Source organism: Caldisalinibacter kiritimatiensis, assembly GCF_000387765.1.
Classification (GTDB): domain Bacteria; phylum Bacillota; class Clostridia; order Tissierellales; family Caldisalinibacteraceae; genus Caldisalinibacter; species Caldisalinibacter kiritimatiensis.
Genome location: NZ_ARZA01000268.1, coordinates 1 through 24,557 on the forward strand (window position 1 = coordinate 1; position 24,557 = coordinate 24,557).

Annotated in this window: 25 protein-coding genes; 22 read left to right on the top strand and 3 right to left on the bottom strand. The window is 29.5% G+C overall.

All coding sequences use genetic code 11. The annotated features are described in order from the left end of the window. The first annotated feature begins 753 nt into the window (after positions 1–753). The 6 genes from L21TH_RS12045 to L21TH_RS12065 all read left to right on the top strand — a co-directional run bounded on the left by L21TH_RS12045 (position 754) and on the right by L21TH_RS12065 (position 8,667). Positions 754–2,565, top strand: a complete 1,812-nt coding sequence (locus L21TH_RS12045; protein ID WP_006316930.1) for an ABC transporter ATP-binding protein — start codon at positions 754–756, stop codon at positions 2,563–2,565. A gap of 80 nt (positions 2,566–2,645) precedes the next feature. Beyond that, positions 2,646–4,469: an ABC transporter ATP-binding protein gene (locus L21TH_RS12050; RefSeq protein WP_006316931.1), complete on the top strand. Its 1,824-nt coding sequence runs from the start codon at positions 2,646–2,648 to the stop codon at positions 4,467–4,469. 98 nt (positions 4,470–4,567) lie between these two features. Then, positions 4,568–4,699 carry a hypothetical protein gene (locus L21TH_RS15135; protein ID WP_006316932.1) on the top strand — a complete coding sequence of 44 codons (132 nt, stop codon included), beginning with the start codon at positions 4,568–4,570 and terminating at the stop codon, positions 4,697–4,699. A 22-nt stretch (positions 4,700–4,721) separates the two neighbouring features. After that, on the top strand, positions 4,722–6,836 hold the full coding sequence (locus L21TH_RS12055; protein ID WP_006316933.1) for an HAD-IC family P-type ATPase: 2,115 nt from the start codon (positions 4,722–4,724) through the stop codon (positions 6,834–6,836). A gap of 19 nt (positions 6,837–6,855) precedes the next feature. After that, a complete protein-coding gene (locus L21TH_RS12060) occupies positions 6,856–7,050 on the top strand; it encodes a hypothetical protein (protein ID WP_006316934.1) in 195 nt (64 codons plus the stop codon). Positions 7,051–7,332: 282 nt separating this feature from the next. After that, the gene (locus L21TH_RS12065; RefSeq protein ID WP_006316939.1) at positions 7,333–8,667 is read left to right on the top strand and encodes a PhoH family protein; all 1,335 of its coding nucleotides are present in this window, start codon (positions 7,333–7,335) and stop codon (positions 8,665–8,667) included. Positions 8,668–8,750: 83 nt separating this feature from the next. Here the strand turns inward: L21TH_RS12065 and L21TH_RS12070 are convergent, their stop codons facing one another. Beyond that, positions 8,751–11,909 carry a cation-translocating P-type ATPase gene (locus L21TH_RS12070; RefSeq protein WP_006316940.1) on the bottom strand — a complete coding sequence of 1,053 codons (3,159 nt, stop codon included), beginning with the start codon at positions 11,907–11,909 and terminating at the stop codon, positions 8,751–8,753. A gap of 169 nt (positions 11,910–12,078) precedes the next feature. On the opposite strand from L21TH_RS12070, the gene L21TH_RS12075 reads away from it, so the two are divergent. The 5 genes from L21TH_RS12075 to L21TH_RS12095 all read left to right on the top strand — a co-directional run bounded on the left by L21TH_RS12075 (position 12,079) and on the right by L21TH_RS12095 (position 15,175). Beyond that, positions 12,079–12,690 (top strand): hypothetical protein, encoded by a 612-nt coding sequence (locus L21TH_RS12075; RefSeq protein WP_006316941.1) that lies wholly within the window; start codon positions 12,079–12,081, stop codon positions 12,688–12,690. A 140-nt stretch (positions 12,691–12,830) separates the two neighbouring features. Next, positions 12,831–13,076: a hypothetical protein gene (locus tag L21TH_RS12080; protein WP_006316943.1), complete on the top strand. Its 246-nt coding sequence runs from the start codon at positions 12,831–12,833 to the stop codon at positions 13,074–13,076. 111 nt (positions 13,077–13,187) lie between these two features. Then, on the top strand, positions 13,188–14,507 hold the full coding sequence (locus L21TH_RS12085) for an HMA2 domain-containing protein (protein WP_006316944.1): 1,320 nt from the start codon (positions 13,188–13,190) through the stop codon (positions 14,505–14,507). A 13-nt stretch (positions 14,508–14,520) separates the two neighbouring features. Further along, positions 14,521–14,757, top strand: a complete 237-nt coding sequence (locus tag L21TH_RS12090; RefSeq protein ID WP_006316945.1) for a hypothetical protein — start codon at positions 14,521–14,523, stop codon at positions 14,755–14,757. Between the two features lie 10 nt (positions 14,758–14,767). After that, complete coding sequence (locus L21TH_RS12095) at positions 14,768–15,175, top strand: hypothetical protein (protein ID WP_006316946.1); 408 nt, start codon at positions 14,768–14,770, stop codon at positions 15,173–15,175. Positions 15,176–15,232: 57 nt separating this feature from the next. Here L21TH_RS12095 and upp read toward each other — a convergent pair whose 3' ends face one another. Continuing rightward, positions 15,233–15,862, bottom strand: coding sequence for a uracil phosphoribosyltransferase (upp, locus tag L21TH_RS12100; RefSeq protein WP_006316947.1), 630 nt, complete (start codon positions 15,860–15,862; stop codon positions 15,233–15,235). Between the two features lie 345 nt (positions 15,863–16,207). On the opposite strand from upp, the gene L21TH_RS14840 reads away from it, so the two are divergent. From L21TH_RS14840 to L21TH_RS12120, 4 genes are read left to right on the top strand one after another with little or no spacing between them, the layout of a single operon-like run. Next, a complete protein-coding gene (locus L21TH_RS14840; RefSeq protein WP_006316948.1) occupies positions 16,208–16,810 on the top strand; it encodes a FeoB small GTPase domain-containing protein in 603 nt (200 codons plus the stop codon). Beyond that, positions 16,794–18,263, top strand: a complete 1,470-nt coding sequence (locus L21TH_RS12110) for a ferrous iron transporter B (protein ID WP_006316949.1) — start codon at positions 16,794–16,796, stop codon at positions 18,261–18,263. The genes L21TH_RS14840 and L21TH_RS12110 overlap by 17 nt, the downstream gene beginning before the upstream one ends. Further along, on the top strand, positions 18,260–18,445 hold the full coding sequence (locus tag L21TH_RS12115; RefSeq protein WP_006316951.1) for a hypothetical protein: 186 nt from the start codon (positions 18,260–18,262) through the stop codon (positions 18,443–18,445). The genes L21TH_RS12110 and L21TH_RS12115 overlap by 4 nt, the downstream gene beginning before the upstream one ends. Then, positions 18,432–18,665 carry a FeoA family protein gene (locus L21TH_RS12120; protein ID WP_006316953.1) on the top strand — a complete coding sequence of 78 codons (234 nt, stop codon included), beginning with the start codon at positions 18,432–18,434 and terminating at the stop codon, positions 18,663–18,665. Before L21TH_RS12115 ends, L21TH_RS12120 begins: the two co-directional genes overlap by 14 nt. A gap of 69 nt (positions 18,666–18,734) precedes the next feature. On the opposite strand, the gene L21TH_RS12125 is transcribed toward L21TH_RS12120, so the two are convergent. After that, positions 18,735–19,076, bottom strand: a complete 342-nt coding sequence (locus L21TH_RS12125) for a hypothetical protein (RefSeq protein ID WP_006316955.1) — start codon at positions 19,074–19,076, stop codon at positions 18,735–18,737. Positions 19,077–19,404: 328 nt separating this feature from the next. Here L21TH_RS12125 and L21TH_RS13885 point away from each other — a divergent pair, with 328 nt between their 5' ends. The 7 genes from L21TH_RS13885 (at position 19,405) to L21TH_RS12160 (ending at position 24,433) form a co-directional block, all read left to right on the top strand. After that, positions 19,405–20,010: a hypothetical protein gene (locus L21TH_RS13885; protein WP_006316957.1), complete on the top strand. Its 606-nt coding sequence runs from the start codon at positions 19,405–19,407 to the stop codon at positions 20,008–20,010. A 69-nt stretch (positions 20,011–20,079) separates the two neighbouring features. After that, positions 20,080–20,343 carry a hypothetical protein gene (locus tag L21TH_RS12135; RefSeq protein ID WP_006316958.1) on the top strand — a complete coding sequence of 88 codons (264 nt, stop codon included), beginning with the start codon at positions 20,080–20,082 and terminating at the stop codon, positions 20,341–20,343. Between the two features lie 92 nt (positions 20,344–20,435). Next, on the top strand, positions 20,436–21,740 hold the full coding sequence (locus L21TH_RS12140) for an NAD(P)H-hydrate dehydratase (protein WP_006316959.1): 1,305 nt from the start codon (positions 20,436–20,438) through the stop codon (positions 21,738–21,740). A gap of 60 nt (positions 21,741–21,800) precedes the next feature. Then, entirely contained in the window at positions 21,801–22,448 is a 648-nt protein-coding gene (locus tag L21TH_RS13890; RefSeq protein ID WP_006316961.1) for a LolA family protein, read from the top strand. 27 nt (positions 22,449–22,475) lie between these two features. Further along, on the top strand, positions 22,476–23,651 hold the full coding sequence (gene alr, locus L21TH_RS12150; protein ID WP_006316962.1) for an alanine racemase: 1,176 nt from the start codon (positions 22,476–22,478) through the stop codon (positions 23,649–23,651). A gap of 154 nt (positions 23,652–23,805) precedes the next feature. After that, positions 23,806–24,081 (top strand): CopG family ribbon-helix-helix protein, encoded by a 276-nt coding sequence (locus L21TH_RS12155; RefSeq protein ID WP_006316963.1) that lies wholly within the window; start codon positions 23,806–23,808, stop codon positions 24,079–24,081. Between the two features lies 1 nt (position 24,082). Then, complete coding sequence (locus L21TH_RS12160) at positions 24,083–24,433, top strand: type II toxin-antitoxin system PemK/MazF family toxin (RefSeq protein WP_006316964.1); 351 nt, start codon at positions 24,083–24,085, stop codon at positions 24,431–24,433. The last annotated feature ends 124 nt before the right edge of the window (positions 24,434–24,557 follow it).

A 24,557-nucleotide genomic window follows, 5' to 3' on the forward strand; every position in this document is an offset into this window, starting at 1 on the left:
GGTTAATTATTTCACAACTTGTACTGAAGAGTCAATATTTATACTTATATATGAATATTTTTTAATATATTTAAAAAAACAGAAAGAGAATTTTCATAATTACAATCAAAACCTTAATAATTCTGAATTTTATCTAAATATAAAAAACATCCAAAATTTTGACATGCAAATATTTTCGGACGACAAATTATACCTCTATTAATAAAAAATATATAGGTGAGAGGAATGACAAATTGTTTGAATATTACAAAAGCATTACAAATTCAAAATTTACTTGCAATACTGACGTTTTTCCATTATACTATAGTGGAAGAAAAAATTACCGTTATAAGGAGGTCGTGTTAATGATTTTATTAAGATTTGTATTTAGTAATAGAAGCGAAAGTATCATTAAATTAAATAAATATAGTGCACGACCTGTGTCTTATAGGTGTAATATGTCTTTATAGAAGTTAATTTACTTAGTATATAAGCCATAGGTATGTGTGCGTATCTATGGCTTTTTTATATGATATTATTTTATAGAGTTGGAAAATAAACTTTTATTGTTCATTGTAAAAGCCATAGGTATGTATACCTATGGCTTTTTTAATTAACTTTTTATTAAAAAATTATAGGGAGGTATTTAAATGTTAAATGTTATTCAGAAGAAACTAAATAGGCAAAGAGAGGAGCTGATAGTTAATGATTTTGGATGAAGGAGTAAAGTATAGGATTTAAATAATAGTTTAATATGAAAGCGAGGGAAAGGTTATGAATCCTTTAAGATTATTATGGAAATTTATGAAGGGAAATAGACTTATATATTTAGGAGCAGTAATAAGTATAGGTTTAGCTATATTCTTTTCAATACTAAATCCTTTAGTATTAAGGGTTACAATAGATTCTATTATAGGAAATGAACCATTAGATGTACCAGAGTGGATAGAGAATATTATCTACAATTTAGGAGGAAAAACAGTTTTAATGCATAATCTTTGGATTTGTGCTGCTTGTTTAGTATTTTTAACGCTTTTGCGTGGAGTGTTTCTATATTACAAAGGAAAATGGTCAGCTAAAGCATCAGAATCAATTACGAAAAATATAAGAGAAACTTTATATAATCATATTCAGCATTTACCATATGATTATCATGTGAAAGCTGAAACTGGAGACTTGATTCAAAGATGTACTTCTGATGTAGATACAATAAGACGCTTTCTAGCAGTACAGCTTGTTGAAATAGGTAGAGCAATATTTATGATTTCAATTGCATCGATTATTATGTTTTCACTAAATGTTAAAATGGCCTTTATAGCATTAACTGTTGTACCAATAATATTTGTATTTTCAGCTGTATTTTTTATGAAGGTTCAGAAGGCTTTTAAGATTTCAGATGAAGCAGAGGCAAGAATGTCAACAGTACTTCAAGAAAACTTTAATGGTGTAAGAGTAGTTAGAGCTTTTGGTAGACAGAAGTATGAAATTGACAAATTTGATGAAAGAAATAGTGAATATAAGAAAGTAACATATAGACTAATAAAACTTTTAGCATATTACTGGTCTTTATCAGATGTATTATGTTTATCTCAGATAGGATTAGTAGTTGTTCTAGGAACATATTGGGCAGCTACAGGAACTATTACTATGGGAACTTTAGTAGTATTTACTTCTTATGAAGGAATGCTACTTTGGCCAGTTAGACAATTAGGTCGTATTTTATCTGATTTAGGAAAGATGATGGTTTCATTAAGACGTATTGATGAGATATTGAGTGAACCTGTAGAAAAGCCTAAAAAATGCGAAATTAAGCCTAACATTGAAGGAAACATTAGTTTTAAAAATGTATCTTTTGAATATGAAGAAGGTAGACCTGTTCTTAAGAATATATCTTTTGATGTTAAGAAGGGGCAAACTGTTGCGCTAATGGGCCAAACAGGTTCAGGTAAATCTTCTTTGATTCATTTATTAGCAAGATTATACGACTATCAAAGTGGTTCTATAAAGATTGATGGAGTTGAATTAAAAAATATCGATAAAAAATGGATTAGAAAAAACATAGGTATAGTGTTACAGGAACCATTTTTGTTTTCACGTACTATAAAAGAGAACATTAGTTTAGCAAGACATGAAGCAGATGAAACCGAGGTCATTGAAGCAGCTCGAGTTGCTGCAATTCATGATGTAATATTAGATTATGATAAAGGATATGAAACTCCAGTTGGAGAACGAGGGGTGACATTATCGGGAGGACAAAAACAGAGAATAGCAATAGCTAGAACAATTATAAACGATAGTCCTATTTTAATATTTGATGATTCATTAAGTGCAGTTGATACTGAAACAGATGCAGCTATTAGAAAAGCTTTAAAAGAGCGTAAAAAAGATGTTACTACCTTTATTATTTCTCATAGAGTTTCTACATTGTCTGAAGCTGATTTAATAATCGTTTTAGATAAAGGTAAGATTGTACAATCAGGAACTCACGATGAGTTAATTGAACAACCAGGGTTATATAAAAGAGTATGGGCTATACAAAATGCCTTAGAAGAAGATTTTGAGCAAGAATTGAATAATATTGTGTAATAAAAAATTCCTAACCATTGATGTATTAATACATCAATGGTTAGGACTATAGAAAGTTATAAGTGAGAGGAATGATAATTATGAATTCATATAAAGAACAAGAATTCAGTAAAAACTTTGATTTTAGTTTGTGGAGAAGATTATTTAAATATATGAAACCATATAAGAAATTATTGGGACTATTAGCGTTTGTAATGATTGGAGTTGCAGGGATAGATGTAGTGTTTCCATGGATGACTAAATATGCTATTGACAACTTTGTAGTTAATCAAAGCTTAGAAGGATTAGGTAGATATAGTTTAATATATGGTTTATTAGTGGTATTACAGTCATTCAATATATGGTTGTTTATTTCTTTAGCAGGAAAAGTAGAAATGGGATTAGCATATGATATTAGAAAGATAGGTTTCAAAAGACTCCAAGAACTTTCTTTTTCTTATTATGACCGTACTCCTGTAGGCTGGTTGATGGCTCGAATGACCTCAGATATTCGTAGGCTTAGTGAAGTAATATCCTGGGGACTAGTAGATACTGCATGGGGTTTAACCATGATGATAGGTTTTGCGGCTGTAATGTTTTATTATAATTGGAAATTGACACTGTTATCCTTATCGGTGGTACCAATTCTTATGATAATAAGTATATACTTTCAAAAGAAAATATTGAAAGCATATAGACAAGTAAGAAAAACTAATTCTAAGATAACAGCATCATTTAGTGAAGGGATTTCTGGTGCTAAAACCACTAAAACATTAGTAAGAGAAGAAGAAAATTTAAAAGAGTTTGAGCAGATAACAGGAAAAATGAAATATTCGTCTGTGAGAGCCGCTATATTTTCTGCGTTGTTTCTACCTATAGTAATGACATTAGGTAGTATAGGTACAGGTTTAGCTTTATGGTTTGGAGGAAAAGGTGTTTTGATGGAAACTATAAGTTATGGTACTTTAGTTTTATTCTTGTCCTATACAGTTCAGTTTTTTGAGCCTGTACGTGAATTAGCACGAATTTTTGCAGAATTACAGGCAGCTCAAGCATCAGCGGAAAGAGTTTTATCAATGATTGAAACAGAACCGGATATTATGGATACCGAGGACGTAATTGAAAAATATGGCGATGCCTTCTATCCCAAGAAAGAAAATTGGCCAGAAATGAAGGGAAATGTAACATTTAAAAATGTAAGCTTTGAATATAAAGAGGGAGAAAAGGTACTAGATAATTTTAATTTAGAGGTTAAGGCTGGTGAAACTATAGCTTTAGTTGGTGAAACAGGTTCAGGAAAAAGTACCATTGTAAATTTAGCTTGTAGATTTTATGAGCCAACTAGTGGGAAAATACTAATAGATGGAGTTGATTATAAAGAAAGGCCATTGGCGTGGCTTCATCATAGTCTAGGATATGTATTGCAGACTCCTCATCTTTTTAGTGGAACGATTAAAGAAAATATACGTTATGGTAAATTGGATGCAACGGAAATGGATATAATTAGAGCAGCTAAGTTAGTAAATTCCCATGATTTTATAATGAATCTTGAAAAGGGATACGATACAGAGGTTGGTGAAGGTGGGGGTAAGCTGTCCACTGGGGAGAAGCAGCTTATTTCCTTTGCTAGAGCAGTAGTAGCTAACCCTAAAATATTTGTTCTTGACGAGGCCACTTCATCTATAGATACAGAAACAGAGAAAAAAATTCAACACGCTATACAGAAGGTATTAGAAGGAAGAACTAGTTTTATAATTGCCCATAGATTGTCAACAATAGTGTCCGCTGATAGAATATTAGTTATAAGAAAGGGGAAAGTTGTTGAAGAAGGAACTCATCAGCAATTGCTAAAAAAGAGGGGATATTACTACAGACTTTATACTAACCAATTCAAAGAAGAAAAGCAAACAGAAATTCTCATGTAATAAAAGAGTTGTTAGCCTTGAGCTAACAACCTTTTTTAAGTTTTATATAATGCATTAACATATTTTATTTGGATATACTACTTTAGAGGTGATATCAGATGGGTAGAATTATAGGTTTTGGTTTTATATTAGTAGGTTTATTAGGTCTATTATTACCTATATTGCCAGGATGGCTCATTTTGTTATTAGGATTTAACTTATTTTTTAGAAAAAGAATAACTTTAAAGTAGATGGGTTACTAAGGGTGAGTATATGGAAGTATTAAGTTATGTACCAGGACGAATAAGAATTAAAGAAGATAAATTATATAAAAATGAAGAAAAGGCACAATTAATCGAATTTTGTTTAAAAGATATATCGGGAATAAAAAAGTGTAATGTAAATCCAATACTAGGAACTATAGTGGTTAAATATGATGTTAATAAAATGAAACCTAATATATTAAATAGAAAAATAAAAAAGCTTTTAAATGCTAATACCCCTTATTTAGAATATATTAATGAACACTATAAGGAGTACATAGAAGAAGAAGCTAAACTAAAGCGTGCAAAGAAGAAAATGTTAGTTTTTGGAGGTATTTATATACTATATAAAATAAAGCAGTTCTTCTTTGGAAAGTTTTATTTAAGCAGAAGTTTTCCTGTATTAACTATGGCTTCCATTATAACTATTACAAAAGGTTACCCAACAATCAGGAATATTTACAATAAATTGGGGCAATATTTTCCTACGAATTCAGATAAATTACTTGTATTAGTAGGTGCATCTTTTACATTGATGAGAGAAGGAAATAAGGGTACTATGCTCTTATTCTTAAAAGCATTTACAGATGCTCTACAATCATATACAGAATTAGAATATAAGAAACAGTTACTAAGAAATAATCCAAATCCAGCTAAATTAGTATGGTATTGTTATGAAGATAAAGAGTATTTAATTCCTTTAAAGGCACTAGAAAAAGGGGATACTGTAGTATTTAATGAAAATGAAGTGATTCCAGTAGTTGGAGGAATTATAGAAGGAAATGCATTAGTTAATTATATGTACTATACTGGACAGCCGGAGGTAAGGTACTTACGAAAAAATGATAAAGTTTATGAAGGTATGGTTATAACTTCAGGAAAAATAAAGATAAGAATTAATAAAGTACCAGAAATAAGACCAAAACCCGATTTAGCTTTAAAGGAACTTGATTTAAAACAAAGATTATCTAAATATAGGAAAAGACAAATATATAGAGCAACTACAATGGCTGCAGCAAGCTATTTAATAACTGGAACTATCTTAAGTCCATTGTCAGTATTATTAGTTATGAGTCCATCTGCGTCAAAAGTAGCTTTTAATGCAGGAATGAGTAATACATTAAAACTTTTGTTAAAGCACAAAATTATATTGAGAAATATAAATACGATTGAAAGAATAATTAATGCAAAATCTATTGTATTTGACAAAACAGGGACTTTAACTAAAGGTAGGTTAAGAATTTCTAAAGTAGATGTTTATGATGAAAGATATACTGAAGAGCAATTGTTGGAAATCTGTGCATCCTGTGAATCAAATATACATCATCCAGTAGCATATACTTTGACTAGTGATGTAAAAGATAACAATAGTTCAGAAGATATTATATATATACCTTCTAAAGGAGTTATTTCTAACTATAAAGGACATAGAGTCGTAATAGGAAATGAGAGTTTAATCAAGGAAGAGAATATAGAATTAAGTAAAGATGTAACAGATGAAAACGGTAATATATATTATTTACCTATTTATGTAGCAATAGATAACAAATTATGTGGAAAAATAAGTATGATAGAGGAATTAGAAAATAATGCTTTAGAAGTAGTTAATGGTTTAAGAAAAAGAAGAATATACGATATATCTATAATAAGTGGTGACCTACAAGATAATGTATCCTATATAGGAGATAAATTAAATATTTCAAACTGTCATGGAGAATTTTCAATACAGGATAAACAAGAATACATAAAACAGAAGAAAAGGCATGGACCAGTTTTAATGGTCGGAGATGGTGTAAATGATACATATGCAATGAAGGTAGCTGATGTGAGTATATCCTATAATACTCAATCGTCTGAGCAAGCAGTGCAGCAGTCTGACTGTATATTAGCTGAAAAGGAAATGAAACTTATTCTAGATTTACTTGATTTAACTCAAAAGAGCTATTCTAGAATTGAAAGAAACATAATTTTTAGCCAAAGCTACAATTTTATATTTGGTATATTAAGTATGCTAGGATATATAAATCCATTTAAAGCTAAGACAATAAATACAATGAATTCCATTATATCTATGATTAATAGTGGAAAAATAAATAAATTAAAAACTAAAAATAGGGAAAATTAATAAAAGAGAGGTGTATTCGATGAGAAATCCTTTTAAACCATTTACTGGTGAAAGTTTATTGGTAGCATTGGGATTAACTTTGATAACTTCTTTAGTATTACCTATAATAAAAGAGCTTGTAACTTCTGATGAAAAAAGAGAAAAAGGTATGTTTAATTTAGATGAAAAAAATGAAGAACATTTTTTAATTGATAAAAGTGAACTTAATAGTTAACAACAAAAAGTGTCCAATTCTAGGACACTTTTGTTGTTAAAGAAGATATATTATATTTAGTATTCAAAAAGAGTTAAAATGATATTAATTACTAACTAATAGATTGACGAAGCTGATTTTACTAATATTACTATGTCATTAATTATAAATAGGACTCAAGATGCATATATATTAGATATAACTTAACATCATATTAATTACATTCAGGTATAAATATATTAGAATGTAGTTAATAGTACAAGTACTTTTATAACTAAATGATTGACGTTAGGAGGCGTAAATTTGAAAAAAATTTATGTTTTAGACACGAGTGTTTTACTTGATGACCCTAACGCTATATATGCATTTGAAGACAACGAGGTTGTTATCCCTACTGTAGTGTTAGAGGAAATTGACAGCAAAAAAAGGCTTGGAGATGACTTAGGAAGAAATGCCCGGAGAATATCAAGAACACTAGATAAGTTCAGAGAGTATGGAAACCTAAACAAAGGAATTCATCTTGAGACCGGGGGAACATTAAGAATTGAGATAAATCATAGAAATTTGAAGCAGGTTAGGCACTATTTTCACGAAGTGAATAATGATAATTTAATTTTAGCAGTAGCATTGAATTTGCAATTAGAAGAAAAAGAAAAGGAAAGTCCTAAAGAAGTGATTTTGGTAAGCAAAGACATCCTTGTAAGAATAAAAGCAGATACATTAGGGGTTGCTGCACAAGACTATCTTTCTGATAAAATAGTTCGTTTTGATGATATGTATAGAGGTTATGAAATAATTAATGTACCTACTTTGATTATAGATAAATTTTACAATGATGGATTTCTTGATACTACTATTTCTCCTTTCAATAAGTATATATTTTATCCTCACCAATTTCTAATCTTAAAGGATGAATTGGGCTCATCTAAATCTGCAATTGTATACTATGATTCACACATGAGAAAATTATTCCCACTACATTCAGGAGACAAGGCTATATGGGGTATATATCCAAGAAATGCACAGCAAAAAATGGCTTTAGAGCTTTTGTTAGATGACAATATTCCTCTTGTAACTCTTACAGGAAGAGCAGGTACAGGAAAAACATTATTAGCTTTAGTGGCTGGATTATATAAAACTGAGGAGTTAAGTTTATATAGAAAACTTTTAGTTGCAAGACCAGTTGTGCCATTAGGGAAAGATATAGGATATTTACCAGGCGATAAAGAAGAAAAGTTAAGACCATGGATGCAGCCAATTTATGATAATTTAGAATTTATTTTTAATAAACACGAGGGTAATGATATAGAGGATATTGTTGCTGGAATAAGGGGGTTAGAAGTAGAAGCACTAACATTTATTAGAGGTAGGTCAATACCAAATGAATTTATTATTATAGATGAAGCGCAAAATTTAACTAAGCATGAAGTCAAAACTATAGTTTCAAGGGTTGGAGAAAATAGTAAAATTGTATTAGTAGGAGACCCAGAGCAGATAGATCATCCATATTTGGATTCAACTAACAATGGTTTAACATATGTAATAGAAAAGTTTAAAGATTACGAGGAAGCAGGTCATGTGATGTTTGAAAAAGGAGAAAGGTCTAGACTTGCTGAACTAGCAGCTAAAATTTTATAAAAATGTTTTTGATAACGGCGAGAAATTCTCGCCGTTAATTTAGTTTCAAGTCACTATCTATTGTATTGCTAAGTTGCTAATATCTAGTAGCTAATAGCTGGAGGTGACGAAGTCGTCTTTTTTTGTTTAACAAGTTGAGCTGCTTGTTCTTTAATATAATCTAATCTTCCAATGTAACTAGACATAAATAATATGAATGACCAATCAACTAAGTTAAGTGGACTAGTTCCAAAGAATCCTCTTAATCCAGGAATATATATAGTTGCTAACAGTAAAGCTGATGAAATAGCTACAGATGGTAAAACATAATTATTTTTTGCTAATGGAGCTGTTCTACAGTCAAATACATGAAACATTTGACAGCTTACTAAGTTTGCATAAGCTAATGTACGAGCACGCATGAGATTACCTGTTAATAAATATGTGGTAGTATAAGCGAGTAAAGTACTTACACCCATCATAAAGCCTCTAGCTAGTATTTTATTTGATAAACCTCTATCGAATATACTTTTATTTGCATCTCTAGGTTTGTCATTCATTATATCTTCATCAGGTGGATCTACTCCAAGTGATAAAGCAGGTATACCTTCAGTAATCAGATTTACCATTAGAATTTGACTAGCAATAAGTGGAGTTGGTAATCCCATTAAAGATGCAACAAAGATTGCTAAAACTTCGCCAATGTTTCCTGATAGAACATATCTCATAAATTTTTTTACATTGTTGCTTATACCTCTACCTTCTTCTATTGCACTTACAATAGTTATAAAGTTATCATCAGCAAGTATCATAGATGAAGATTCTCTTGTTACATTAGTACCATTTTGGCCCATAGCTATTCCTACATCAGATTCTTTGATAGCAGGAGCATCATTAACCCCGTCTCCAGTCATTGCAACTATATGACCTTTTTGCTTTAATGCCTTTACTATTCGTAGTTTTTGATGAGGTGATGTTCTAGCAAAAATGGATACTTTGTTAATTATTTTTGACAATTCTTCATCCGATAATTTATCTAGTTCCTGACCTGTAAGAATTATATCACCTTTATCAAGTAAGTTTATTTCTTTGCCAATTGCTTCTGCAGTTTTCTTATGGTCACCTGTAATCATAACAACTTTAACTCCAGCTTTTTTACATTTTTTAATAGCTGTGTCAACTAAAGGTCTAGGAGGGTCAATTATACCAGCTAATCCTACGAATATTAAATCACTTTCGATTACACTATCATCATCTACATAGTGTGCCATATCTTTATAAGCAAATCCTATGACTCTGAGAGCACGACTTGCCATTTCATCAATTGACTCGTTAAGTTTATCAATGTCTTTTTGAGTTAAATTTCTTACATTGTCACCATCAAATATTTTAGTACATTTTGATAAAACAACATCAGGAGCACCTTTCATATTTACAGTATGCTTCCCAAGTTCATCTGTACAAACAACAGTCATTTTCTTTATTTCTGAGTCAAAGGTTATTTCTTTTACTCTAGTATAACAGTCGAAATCCTCAATTTTTATATCGCTTTTTAAAACAGTAGATAACAATGCTTTTTCTGTAGGTGTTCCTAAAATTTCAGTAGTACTATCATCTTTTTTATTGTATGATGCATTATTACAAAGTGTACTTATAGTTAATAGTTTATTAAGGGGTTTTATTTTACTGGGTTGTATGATTGTATTATTGTACATGAACTTACCATTAGTTGAACTTCTTTCGTTTGTTATCTTAAATCTTTTGTTTAAAGTATATATGTCAGTAACAGTCATTTCTCCTGTTGTAAGAGTACCAGTTTTGTCAGTACATATAACATCTACGCAACTTAAAGATTCAACTGATGGAAGTTTTTTAATTATAGCTTTTCTCTTTGCCATCCTTTGAACGCCAAAGGCTAGTGAAATAGTCAAAATAGTAGTTAAACCTTCAGGAATTGCTCCAATAGCTAAACTAACTCCAGTTCTTAACATGTGAAACAATGGTTGACCACCTATAATTCCACTAACCATGATACCACAGCATATTCCCAGACATCCCCAAGTAATAAACTTAGCAAGTCTTTCTAAGTCTTTTTGTAATGGAGTAAGTTCTGTTTTGCTATTATTTATCATTTTAGCAATGGTACCCATTTCTGTATTGGAACCTGTTTGCACAACTACAGCCATTCCTGTTCCTTTAACTACAGTTGTGCCCATATATACCATATTTTTTCTGTCGGCTAATGGAACAGGAGAAGTATAGTTAACTTTATGTGATTTAGAAACAGGTTCTGATTCTCCAGTTAATGACGCTTCATCAACATTAAGCTCACAGCTTTCTATTAATCTACAGTCAGCAGGTACAATATCTCCTGATTCTAGCTTAATAATATCACCAGGAACAAGTTTTTTAGAAGGGATTTTTTGTAAGTTTCCATCCCTCATTACTTTAGAAGTTGAAGCTGAATACTCTTTAAGGGCTTCTATAGATTTTTCTGCTTTATAATTTTGCCATACACCTAATATTGCCTCCACTACAACAATAACTATTATTGTTGCTGCGTCTCCTATTTGTCCTAGAAATGCAGAAACAGCACTTGCACCAAGTAAAAGCTTGATAATAAAACCATCAAATTGCTCAAGGAACATAGAAATTAATGACTTTTTTTGCTTTTTTTCAAATTCATTAAATCCAATTTGTTGCAAAATAGTAGCAGCTTGTTTAGAAGATAAACCATTTTTTATATCTGTATTTAATATATCTGTGATTTGTTGAGAACTCATTAAATGCCATTTATCTTTTATATTCTTGACATTTTCAGTTTTTATAGTTAATGCTTTATAATGAGGATTCAATTTATTAATGCTACTTTCATACCATTGTTTTGATAAAATATTTTTAGTTTTAACAAATTCATTGGTAGATAAAGGTTTAGTTGAAGACATATCCTCTGATACAGAAATAAATCGCTTAGTTTTCTTAGAATTTTCATATGATAATTTTTTGTAATTATTAAGAAAATAATAGAGCTTTTTTTCTAAAGCTGAATAAGATATTTTTTTAGTATCATATATAACCAATAGCGATTTGCTATATATATTTGTATCAGCTTTATATACTCCATCTATATTTCTTAAATAATTACTTAATCTTTTAGCAAATAATGAGTTTTTATAAAGGGGCTTAACTTTATATCGGATTCTGCCTGGAATTCCAGCTGCTAAGGATATTTTAGTGTTATTTTTTAGGTCACTTACTACCATTTATGCTCCTCCTTTGTGTCTTTTCAAAAACTTATTACTATAGTATGAATATTTGAATTATTTATTATTCAAGAAAATTTACACAGATTTAACAATAGTTTAATAAACATCCAACATTAAAAAAATAACATTAAAAGTGTATGTAAAATTAGTACAAGTAGGTGTTTATATGCTAAATTATGTTGATTTGAATTACACAATTGAAAAAGTTATTAAGTTTATAGAAAGTGAAATAAACAGTTACTTTGTGGATTTAGAGAAAAATATTAATAATTGGTTAGAAAATAAAGCTAATATTTATGATATTAGAAAAGAACAGCTAATAAGTAAGATAGTGTATGAAAATCAATTTGAAGCTTTTCTAGAAGAATTAAAGAGAAAAGTAAGACAAGCTATAGCTATAAACATAGATAATTTTTACTTTGATATAGATATTAATAAAATAGTGGACATTAAGTGGAATAAATCTTTGCAAAGAAGCTATTATCATACACACTTTTTGTCGGGACAAGCTGAGAAAAATATAGACAAGCTTCTAGATAAGTTTTTTTATGATAGAATATCTAATAAAGTATTGAAGTACTTAACATCTAAAGGTTCACTTGGGGAACAAATTTTTTATTGTACAGGAATATCTTCAAAACAAATTAATGAACGACATAAAGAACAGATTAATAAACGAATAATAGGTATTATTACAAATATAAGATATAGATTGATAAGAGAAGTTGAAAAACAGATATATGAAAATATTAATAACGTTAAGGAAAAAACTGCATAGAATATTTCAATTTAACTTTGGGTACTCTTAATTGAGTACTCAAAGTTTTTTTTGTATATTTATTTGAAGTTTGCTCATACTATTTTTTGTTAAATGTATGTTAAACAACAAAAAAACTAAAGGTTTAGGAGGGGTTATCAGTGGAGCCTTTGGGTATTGTATATGGGGTCTTGACCTTTTATGGAATTAAAGGATTAAAAAAGCCTATGAGAAAAGCAGCGGTTTTTACAACTAGTCAATTATTTAAAGCGCTAGATAAGACAAAGGAGACTGCTTACAACGTAAAGGAAGGATTTGAAGATATTATAGCTGAAGCTCATTATGAAAATATGAAAAGGAATAAAAGTATTATGAGTGATTATTTTGAAGAAGGGGGTGAAGAGTAATGAAAACTTTGTTAAGAATACTATTAGTTGGAGCAGTTTTTGTATTTACTTCTAATCTTTTAAATATAATTATGACAATATAATTAATGTTTTTAGAGGAAGTGTAACTCTATGGAAACAGATACAATAAGAACAGTATTTCATATACCAGGTAGACTGAGAATAAAAATAAATGATATTTATAAAAATCATCAACTAAGTGAACATATTTTAGAGGAAATTGTAAAACTAAGACAAGTATATAGAGTTGAAGCGAATGTTTATACATCTAATATTTTGATTATTTATGATTGCAGAGAGTTTTCAGTTAAAGAATTAATAAATATAGTACAAAAAGCTGTTGAGTATAAGAACTTAATACAAAGAGCACATACAACATTTAAAGCAAAATTAAATAAAAAAATAAATAAGGTTAGTAAAATTAGATATAAGTTTATAATGGTAGGTAGCTTTCTTACTTTTGTATTGCTCGGAGAAGGGAGTTTAGCTTTAACTGTAATAAGCTTAGGATATTTAGGAAAGCTTATAGATAAATTACTAGCAAGAAATTTAGATAAGAAAGTAAGATTACATAATAAAAATAATAGGCTAGAAAATTTAGAGGAATTCAAAGGAATTGATTATTACAGTTTTGATAAAATGGATTCACAAAAAAGGGTTGAAAAAATTAACAAGTTTTTTGTTCCAGTAGCTATTTCAGCAGGAGCTATAACTTACTTGTTAAATAAAAATCTTTTATCTTTAATTTCTATTTTAATTTTAACTTACTATAATCCAGTGCATTTAGCTACAATATTAACAAGTATTACGACATTTCACAGCAACTTGAAAAATAAGGTATTGATAAAAAAAATGGATGCAATTGAAAAACTGTCGAATGTTGAGAGTGTAATTTTAGACCAAGATATTGCAAATGAAAAAATATTTGAGGACTTAGTTGAAGATTTAAGATATAGAGGAATTTTAGATATTAAAGTAGTAACAAGTGATGCTCAAGAATACGACTCTAAAAAAATAGGAGTTAAATGTGTAAAACGAAATGATTTAGTAAAATTGATTAATAACTCACGAAAAAATTCTATAGCTTATATCCATGAAGGAGAAAGAGAAGATTTTAATATAGGAAGTTGTCTTGACATAAGAGTAAGTTCCACAGAAAATATTAAGTACTTAAGAAATACAGATGCAGATGTAATAATTAACTCTAATAATTCAAATAGAATAGGAGAAACTATTGATGAAGCTAAATTTACTATGGAGAACATATATCAAAGTCAGATTGTATCAATTTGGACAAATATCGCTGGTGTTATTTTATCAATAGCTGGAGTATTAACACCTATTTGGACCTGGATATTGTCTAACTTAAATAAGAGTTTTATATATTATAACTCGGGAAGACTTCTAAAGTATAAAGCACATTATGTTTAGGTAGGTGATAGGATTGGAAGAAAAAGAAGTAATAGAGGAAAAATTAAAAGAAGCTTACAGTATTTTAATTAATAATCTAGATGAAAGCTTTCAATATATAAGTTCTCATCCAGATGAAAAGAAAGAAACAATAAAAATATGGAGTAATTTTATAAGACAATTTATGAGAGATGCTATAAAATTAAGCGAAAAAAATAATGAAAAGGATTTAATTAAAACAGTTACTAAAGCTATAATGTTTGGAAGATAGGAGGGAAATAATGAAAATATTAAAGCCATTTGGAACACAAAGTTTTGTTATAGGTGTAGGGATTGCAGCTCTTAGTTACTTGTTTGGTCCTACAATTAAGAAAGGGGCAAGAGAAGTAACAGTAAAGGGTATGCAAGGTGCATTATTAGCAGGAGAAGCTGCTTCAAATGCTGTAGATGAAGGTAAGAAAAAGATGTCTAATGTAATTAATAACATGAAAAAACCAATGGATAAAAATGAAGGAATAGAACTTAAAAATTCACATATTGTTCAACAGCTAGTAAATGAATTGCAAGCAGAAAGACAGCAAAATAGAGAAATGTTTGAAAGTTTAATGAATACTGTGAAAGATTTACAGAATGAAATGTCATCCTTGAAGGAAGATAACGATATAGAAGAAGATAATGAATTAAATTAAAATTGATTATAACTAACATAATAAAAAGCGGTCTATCATAGTAGACCGCTTTAAGACTTATTTTGTTCCGAATAGTCTATCTCCGGCATCTCCTAGGCCTGGAACAATGTATCCGTGTTCATTTAATTTTTCATCTATTGCAGCTGTATAAATATCTACGTCAGGATGTTCATTAGTTACGACTTCAAGACCTTGTTTTGAGCAAACTAAGCACATTAATCTAATATTTTTAGCTCCTCTTTTCTTAAGTAAAGTAATGGCATCTGATGATGAACCTCCAGTAGCTAACATCGGTTCTGTAATAATTACTTCTCTTTCAGCTATGTCTTGAGGCAACTTACAATAGTACTCTACTGGTTTTAAAGTTTCTTCATTTCTGTAAAGCCCTATATGTCCAACCTTAGCTGCTGGAATAAGTTTTAACATTCCATCTACCATTCCTAGGCCAGCTCTTAAAATTGGTACTATGGCAACTTTTTTACCAGTTAACATTTTCCCAGTTGCTTTACATATTGGCGTTTCAATCTCAACATTTTCTAGCTGGAAGTCTCGAGTTACTTCATAACCCATAAGCATTGCTATTTCGTTAACAAGCTCTCTAAAATCTTTAGCTCCAGTCTTCTTATCCCTTAATAAGGTAAGTTTGTGTTGAATTAGTGGATGGTCTATTAAAGTCACTTTACTCATATAATATCTTCCTCCTTAAATTATAATACCGCCCGAAGCCAAAATGACTCTTTATTATTATCTATTATTAAATATATATTGTCAACTTTCTATCTTGTGAGAAAATAATATAATTAATTCAATAATAACCACATATAAGAAAAGCTTTAAAATATATTAAACATAACTTGAAATGAGAATTATTATCATGTATATTTTAATTGAGAAGAATTTTCAATTATATGAATGTTAATGGCTATCATATATAACTCTTGTTTTCTCTCAAAGGTTTTAAAGTCCTGCTGAGAGTATATTTTATAAGAGAAATTGAGAATTGTTATCAATACATTTAGAGGAGGCTTAAAAATGTCATCAAAATGTTGTTCTATGAATAGAAAATGGTATCAAAAATTATTTAATGTGTTGCTAGGTATTTCAGAGCACGACGGAGAAGTTGTTCAAAACACTGAAGGTTTAGAAAAAATAGCTCTTGTAGGTAGCCCTAATGTAGGCAAAAGTGTTTTATTTAATATATTAACTGGTGCTTATGTAACTGTATCTAATTACCCTGGAACTACTGTTGAAGTTTCTAGAGGTAGAGGGAGAATTGGTAATGAGGAATATGAAATAATTGATACACCTGGACTTTATTCTCTTATGTGTATAACAGAAGAAGAAAAAGTTACTAGAGATTTATTATTTAGAGAAAGGCCAAAGGCTGTAATACATGTTATTGATGCTAAAAACATACAAAGAATGTTACCATTGACAATGCAATTAATAGAAGGTGGTATGCCAGTAATATTAGTACTTAATATAATGGATGAAGCTGAAAGAATGGGACTTAAAATAAATATTGAACAATTAGAGAGAGAGTTAGGTATACCTGTAATATCAACTATTGCAGCATTGAATAAAGGAATAGAACAACTAAAAGAGAGGGTAGATAAATATGTCAAAGCAGCTTAGCGTATCAAATAGCTTTAATATTACCTATGACGATATTATTGAGAATTCAATAAGAAAAATTGTTAACATTTTAACTGGTGAATATATGCTTTCAAAAAGAGCTGTAGCTCTTTTATTATTACAAGAAGACGAAGATATAATTGAAAAAGTAAAAAAAGAAGAAGGAATTAATTATAATAAAATAAATGATATTATAGAGGCAACAAAACAACATTATGATAGGCCTCTCAACTATGTAATATCTGTATGGAGACAAAAATCTATTGAAAAGTTGACAAATAGAGTTGTTACTAAGGAAGAGAAAGGTAGTAAAAATATTTCTGATGTACTTAATCGCCTAACTATGAATCCGATAACTGGAATACCTATATTATTGCTAGTTGTTTATTTTGGATTATATAAATTTGTAGGTGTTTTTGGTGCAGGAACAGTTGTGGATTTTTTAGAAGCTAATATTTTTGAAGGGTATATCAATCCATGGATAAACAATACAGTTAATACATTTATTCCTTGGAAATGGCTTCAGGATTTATTAGCTAATGATTATGGTATCTTAACATTAGGTTTTAGATATGCAATTGCTATAGTATTACCAATAGTAGGTGCATTTTTCTTTATGTTTTCTATTATCGAAGACAGTGGTTATTTACCAAGATTAGCAATGTTGGTTGATAGAGTATTTAAAAAGATAGGATTAAATGGACGAGCTGTTATACCTATGGTTTTAGGTTTCGGATGCGATACTATGGCTACAATGGTAAGTAGAACATTAGAAACGAAAAGAGAAAGAATAATTTCAACCTTATTATTAGCTTTAGCAATTCCATGTTCAGCACAGTTGGGAGTTATATTATCACTATTATCAGGCATTCCTAAAGCATTATTGGTATGGATGTTATTTATGGTAGTAGTATTTTTATTCATTGGATATTTAACAGCAAAAGTAATGCCTGGAAAAAAACCAAGCTTTTATATGGAAGTACCACCTCTTAGATTACCTAAGCTAACGAATGTACTTTCTAAAACTTATGCTAGAATGCAGTGGTATTTGATAGAGGTAATTCCTTTATTTGTGTTTGCAAGTGTGTTAATATGGTTTGGACATATAACTGGATTATTTCAATTATTAATAAGTTTGATAGAGCCTTTAGTTAATTTAATAGGCCTACCAAGTGAAACTGCTGAAGTATTTTTATTTGGATTCTTTAGAAGAGATTACGGAGCAGCGGGATTATTTGACTTACAAAAGACAGGGGTTTTATCTCCTAGACAATTAGTAGTAGCAGCGGCTACATTAACTTTATTTGTTCCTTGTGTTGCACAATTTGCTATGATGATAAAAGAAAGAGGAGCTAAAACTGCTTTTGCTATGGGATTATTTATTCTTGTATTTTCATTTGCAGCAGGCTTTGTTCTTAATTGGTTGCTTATTAGTTTAGGAGTGTTATTATGATAAAGTGTAGTTTTTGTGGTTATGAATTTAATGAAGATGAAGCTGCGAAAGGATGTAAAAGTTGTCCGATGAGTAAGGCTTGTAATAAATATAAATGTCCTAATTGTGGTTTTGAAATACCGAAGGAACCTAAATTTATTCAATTAATCAAGAAGTGGGGTAGAAAAAATGGTAAGAACTGATAGAGTAAATATAACAGAGTTAAAAAAAGGAGAAGAAGGGGTTATTGCTGAGTTAAATACTAACGATAAAAGCATCTTAAGAAAACTTATGTCAATGGGAATTTTGCCAGGAATGAACGTAAAAATTATACAAACATTTCCTTCGTATGTTTTTCAGGTAGGTTATACTCAAGTGGCTGTTGATAAAGAAATAGCATCAGTTATTTTAGTAACAAAATAAATATTAAAACGAATTAATGTTAGTACCCAAAAGGTGGCCATATTATGGCCCCTTTTTTATTCTTCTTTTTTATTCTTTTAGTATTTCGTAAATAGCTTTTATCTTTTTTAGTTGATTTTTTAAATTGATATTATCTTCGATTTGTGTTTCATCTATTTTTTTAGAAATGGTTTCTATAATTATATCTATATTATCAGATTCAGAGACTTGTTCATTTGAGTTAATTTTATGTTTGTTTATAGCCTCATTTATTTCTTTCATTAAGTTAAATGAATTTTCCAAGGTCTGTAATATATATTGATTCTTAATTTCTAAGTTATTACTAGCTCTTTTTAATATACTTAATCTTTTCTCTATTTCTTTAAGCATTTCATCTATGTACTTTCTATTTTTCTGCTTATTGTCTACCATTTAATCACTCCTAAATCGTTGCTATTAATATATTACTTTTTTATGTATGTACATGTGACTATTATTAATCATTTGCCAAGTATTTGAAATTGAAATCAAATTTTTTAAACTTTGGATAAAATATAATTTCCGCTATGTGTTTGAAAAAAGTTAACCTTGAGAATCATTTTTAAAAATAGAAGAATTTTTTACATTATTTTGGTAGAAATTTTTATTAAATTTATTGTAAAATAATAAAGAGCATATGAAAACAATATAACATTATAGTAATTTTAACCTATTACTTGCATGATTTGTTTGTAGTATAATCGTCCTAGAGGTGATAGAAATGTTTTCTAAAGATTATAGTATTGATATTGACTACAGTATATTATTAAAAAACAAAGTACCATTACTTGTTCAAGATAATACATGGAAACAATTATTTAGAAATGTTAATGATAAAAATTTGATTACGTGTAAAGAACAGTTAGAAAGCCTTTTGAAGGAACAGGAATTTACAAATAAAGATTTGCGTGCATTAAAGATAAAAAAGAAAAAACTTATGGATAAGATTTTAGAAATATCTCATCAAGCTAATAGTGAAAAGAAAAATGAGAGATTAGATATTTTACAAGAATGTAAACAAAGGTTATTAGAGATGAATGATGAGCTAGATGAATTAACTTTTAAAACAGAGACATTGCCCAAAAAAATAAGAGAAGCCAATTTTCAGCTTCTAAAGGCAACGATAAAGTATGCTTATAAAGAACTTAGAACTAAGCAAAAAAATCTTACGTCAGTGACACAAGAAATAGAGTCTTTAAAAAATGAACTTAGAGGGTTAATAGAGCAAAAGCACGATTACGAAGAAAGTATAAACTTAACTTACAAATTCTTACACGGCATATTAGGAAGCAAGGAAATGGAGCGGTTGGACAATAATCTACTCTAAGGAATATGAAAAATTAATAGATTTATGATATCATATATACATAGTTTAAGTTATAAGGAGAAGATTTTGATGGGCATGAAAGCTTTAATGCTTCTGATTTTAATAATTACTGGAGCAGAGATATTTTTTGAAGTGTTTACAAAGTTGGTCAAATACATTTTTTCATTATTTAAAAAAGAAATAAAAATTGGAGAAAAATTTTTTGGGATTATAAAATTAATTGTAGTAGCATTTTTTTTAGTTTCTGTTATTTATTTTCTTATTGAATTTGTAAAAGTTTTAGCCGATTGGTTTGGTATACCTATTAATAAAAGTATATTTGATTTTTTCTAATATAAATTAGGCCTTAGAAATAAGGCTTATTTGTTCTTTGTGGGGAAAATGGTATAAGGTTAACTAAGAGCTTTAAAATAAGAGGTGGAATAATGATAATAGGGAATGGAATAGATATAATAGAAACGGATAGAATCAAAAAAATTCTGAAAAGACAGAAAAGTTTTATAAATAGAATATATAGTGATAAAGAGAAAAAATATATCAAGTCTAGAAAAGAAAACATACATACAATAGCAGGCATGTTTGCAGCCAAAGAAGCGGTAAGTAAGTCATTAGGAAGCGGAATTAGGGATTTTAAGTGGAAAGATATAGAAATATTGCATGATTCCTTTGGAAAACCATATGTTGAACTTAACGGTAACGCTAAAAAGTTAGCTGAAGAAAAAGGGATTGAAAATATACATATATCTATAACTCACATTGAAAAATATGCATTAGCATTTGCAATATGTGATAATAATAAGGTGATAAACAAACACAACCAGATAAAACAAGAAGACAAAAATAAATTTTTTAATTTAAAACCAATAGATGATAGACTTGTTAAGTCGATAATACCAGAAAGAAAGAATCAAAGTCATAAGGGGACGTATGGAAGAGTTAGTGTGCTTGCTGGATGCAAAGGCATGTTAGGAGCATCATATTTAACATCTATGGCTTCGTTGAGAAGTGGTAGTGGATTAGTATATACACTAGTTCCCAATTCTCTTTATGAAATAATGGAGATTAAGGCTACTGAAACAATTATAAAACCAGTTGAAGATTTAAACAAAGGTTATTTTAATAGTGCAAGTTTTGATGAAATACAAGATGTTGCTTCTATAGCAGATGTGATAGCATTAGGACCTGGCTTGGGTGTAGACGAAGAAAGAATAAAGCTGGTAAATAAACTACTTGCAAGCTTTAACAAACCAATAGTATTAGATGCAGATGGGATAAATTGTGTATCAAAAATGACACAGGTTTTAGAAAAAAGAAAATATCCTACGATTATAACTCCTCATCCAGGGGAACTTTCAAGGTTATTAAATATAAGCATACAAGAAATACAAGATAATAGAGTTAAATATGCTAGGTTGACATCTAAAAAGTATGGAGTAATAACTGTTCTTAAAGGTGCCAATACAATTGTAGCTAGTAAAGAAGGAGAAATTTTCATCAATATGACAGGGAATCCAGGAATGGCAACGGCAGGTAGTGGAGATGTTTTAACAGGAGTAATTTCAAGTTTTATAGGTCAAGGAATAGAACCTTTAAAAGCTGCAATTGCAGGGGTATATATTCATGGATTAGCAGGGGATTTGGCATCATACGAAAAAGGGCAATATGGAATAATAGCTACTGATATTTTAGAGAAAATACCATACTCTATTAAAAAATTGGTCGGAAAGTAATAAAGTTTTTTAGATATATAATAATTATTAATTTGAAAAAAAGGGGATGAATTATAGTAAATGAGAAAAATTTTGGTTGGTTTAATGATTTTTACTATTTTGTTAACAGTTGCATGTGAAGAACCAACCGATGAAGAAATTTTCTATAAAATGCAAAAGAAGCTCAGTAAGATGGAATCATACAGTACTATAGCAAATATCACTGTTGTGGGCAACAAAAGTGAAAAAACCTATAAACTAAGACACATATTTAAAAGACCTAATCGATATATTATTCAAGTAATAGAACCAGAGGAAAGTGGAGGGTGTATTACTGTATATGATGGTAAACAGGCTTGGATATACCATCCTCAAATAAATCAATCAATGCTTATAAAAGATTTTAAAGGTTCAGCTGAGCAAAATATCTTCATTGGATACTTTTTAAAGCTGTTTGTAACAAATGAAGATATACGGATATCTGCCGAAAACATTAAAGATGCTCAATATTTGACTTTAACTGCTGATATACCAGGGAATAATAAATATAGATATAAGGAGAAGCTTTGGGTTGATAAAGAAACCTTTACTCCTTATCAGCTGATAATTTACGATAAAGATGGCAAAGCTTCAGTTAAGGTTAAGTATAGTAACTTTAAGCATAATGTAGATATTAAGGATGAAGAGTTTAATATTGAGGCTACAAAAAAAATATTAAACAATATATAATGCACTGAACTAAGGGGGAGTTGGAAAGTGAAGTCATTACAAAACATAAGGCCTGTTTGGGCTGAGATAAATCTTGACAATTTGGCACATAATATTAGGGAAGTAAGGAGAGTAACTAAGGAAGATACTTTGATTACAGCTGTAGTAAAAGCTGATGGCTATGGACATGGTGCAGCTATAGCAGCAAAAACTTTTTTAAATAATGGAGCTGATAGGCTAGCGGTAGCAACACTTTCTGAAGCTTTGGAACTAAGAAAAGAAGGTATTAATGCTCCAATATTAATTTTAGGCTATACTCCAGATTCTCAGTTTGAAAAGGTAATAGAAAATGATATAACTCAGACGATTTACACTTATGAACAGGGGATAAATATTTCTAAAGCAGCACATAAAGTAGGTAAAGTAGGAAAAATTCATGTTAAAATTGATACAGGAATGAGTAGATTAGGTTTTGTACCTAATAAGTCTTCAGTTGAAGATATTGTTAAAATAGCAAAATTATCTGGAATAAAAATAGAAGGTATATTTTCACATTTTGCAAAGGCTGATGAAAGAGATAAATCAGCAACAAATGAGCAATACAAAAAATTTAAGTGGATAATTCAAGAGCTTGAAAGCAAAAATATTAATATACCGATAAAGCATATATCTAATAGTGCAGCAATAATAGATTTACCACAGTATAATTTAGATATGGTAAGAGCTGGTATAATGCTATATGGCTTATATCCATCCAACGAAGTAAATAAAAAAGCGGTTCGATTAAAGCCGGCTATGACTTTAAAGGCTAAAATTTCACATATTAAAGAAGTAGAAAAGGGAACTGGTATTAGTTACGGACATGTTTATATTACTGAAAAAGAAAGTAAAATTGGAACTTTACCAATAGGATATGCAGATGGTTATACAAGAATACTTACCAATAAAGCAGAAGTAGGAATAAAAGGTTATAAAGTGCCAGTAATAGGTAGAATTTGTATGGACCAGTGCATGATAGACGTTTCATCGATTAAAGATATTAAAGTAGGGGATGAAGTAATACTTTTTGGGGATGGATATAATAATAGTCCACATATTGATGAAGTAGCAGAAAAACTTGAAACTATAAACTATGAAATTGTATGTATGGTAAGTAGACGAGTACCGAGGGTTTATATAAAACAAGGGGATATAGTACATATCAAAGATTATCTTGAGGAGTAAAAAATTCACAAAAGATGGATATTCTCTATTTATTGACACATATACAAAATATATATATAATCTAGTATATACTACGGTATATAAGAATATAATAGTTATAGATATCATATTTATTATATATGAAACAGTATTATTATCACCTGGAGGTGCTCTGATGGCCGAAACTAAGAGGATAATGATTAGTTTACCTGATACTTTGTTAAGAGAAATTGACGGAATTGTTGATATGGAAAAGAAAAATAGAAGTGAGTTTATAAGGGAGGCCATGAAACTTTATATAAGAGAAAGAAAAAAAGTACAACTTCGTGAAAAAATGAAATCTGGATATAAAGAAATGAGTAAAATAAATTTAGGATTAGCAGAGATGGGAATAGATGAAGATATAGAAGAGTTATATAACTACGAATCTAAGTTGACGGGGTGTGAATAATTTGATTGTGAAGAGAGGAGATATATTTTATGCAGATTTAAGCCCCGTTATAGGTTCAGAACAAGGTGGAGTAAGACCAGTATTAGTCATACAGAATGATATAGGAAATAAATATAGTCCTACTGTTATTGTATCTGCTATTACATCTCAGATTAATAAAGCTAAATTACCTACTCACATAGAAATAAGCGCTTTAGATTATGGTCTACCTAAGGATTCAGTTGTGCTTTTAGAGCAGATACGAACTATAGATAAGAAGCGGTTAAGAGAAAAAGTGGGGCATTTCGATGAAGAAATGATGGAAAACGTTAACGAGTGCTTAAAAATAAGCTTAGGGCTTATAGATTTTTAAGAAAAAGGCATGGAAACCTCCAGGCCTTTATTTTTATGTAGGTAAGTATATTTACTGTATAGCTTGTAATTAAGTTAAATATAGGTATGAAAGGTAGAAAAATATTTATAGAATTATTATCGAA

Coding starts and splice junctions, on each gene's coding strand:
- L21TH_RS12085 (WP_006316944.1), top strand. CDS start 13,188: ATGGAAACAGATACAATAAGAACAGTATTTCATATACCAGGTAGACTG.
- L21TH_RS12120 (WP_006316953.1), top strand. CDS start 18,432: ATGGTAAGAACTGATAGAGTAAATATAACAGAGTTAAAAAAAGGAGAA.
- L21TH_RS13890 (WP_006316961.1), top strand. CDS start 21,801: ATGAGAAAAATTTTGGTTGGTTTAATGATTTTTACTATTTTGTTAACA.
- L21TH_RS12110 (WP_006316949.1), top strand. CDS start 16,794: ATGTCAAAGCAGCTTAGCGTATCAAATAGCTTTAATATTACCTATGAC.
- L21TH_RS12140 (WP_006316959.1), top strand. CDS start 20,436: ATGATAATAGGGAATGGAATAGATATAATAGAAACGGATAGAATCAAA.
- upp (WP_006316947.1), bottom strand. CDS start 15,862: ATGAGTAAAGTGACTTTAATAGACCATCCACTAATTCAACACAAACTT.
- L21TH_RS12045 (WP_006316930.1), top strand. CDS start 754: ATGAATCCTTTAAGATTATTATGGAAATTTATGAAGGGAAATAGACTT.
- L21TH_RS12070 (WP_006316940.1), bottom strand. CDS start 11,909: ATGGTAGTAAGTGACCTAAAAAATAACACTAAAATATCCTTAGCAGCT.
- L21TH_RS12115 (WP_006316951.1), top strand. CDS start 18,260: ATGATAAAGTGTAGTTTTTGTGGTTATGAATTTAATGAAGATGAAGCT.
- L21TH_RS13885 (WP_006316957.1), top strand. CDS start 19,405: ATGTTTTCTAAAGATTATAGTATTGATATTGACTACAGTATATTATTA.
- L21TH_RS12155 (WP_006316963.1), top strand. CDS start 23,806: ATGGCCGAAACTAAGAGGATAATGATTAGTTTACCTGATACTTTGTTA.
- L21TH_RS12050 (WP_006316931.1), top strand. CDS start 2,646: ATGAATTCATATAAAGAACAAGAATTCAGTAAAAACTTTGATTTTAGT.
- L21TH_RS12095 (WP_006316946.1), top strand. CDS start 14,768: ATGAAAATATTAAAGCCATTTGGAACACAAAGTTTTGTTATAGGTGTA.
- L21TH_RS12075 (WP_006316941.1), top strand. CDS start 12,079: ATGCTAAATTATGTTGATTTGAATTACACAATTGAAAAAGTTATTAAG.
- L21TH_RS15135 (WP_006316932.1), top strand. CDS start 4,568: ATGGGTAGAATTATAGGTTTTGGTTTTATATTAGTAGGTTTATTAGGT.
- L21TH_RS12135 (WP_006316958.1), top strand. CDS start 20,080: ATGGGCATGAAAGCTTTAATGCTTCTGATTTTAATAATTACTGGAGCA.
- L21TH_RS12125 (WP_006316955.1), bottom strand. CDS start 19,076: ATGGTAGACAATAAGCAGAAAAATAGAAAGTACATAGATGAAATGCTT.
- L21TH_RS12060 (WP_006316934.1), top strand. CDS start 6,856: ATGAGAAATCCTTTTAAACCATTTACTGGTGAAAGTTTATTGGTAGCA.
- L21TH_RS12055 (WP_006316933.1), top strand. CDS start 4,722: ATGGAAGTATTAAGTTATGTACCAGGACGAATAAGAATTAAAGAAGAT.
- L21TH_RS14840 (WP_006316948.1), top strand. CDS start 16,208: ATGTCATCAAAATGTTGTTCTATGAATAGAAAATGGTATCAAAAATTA.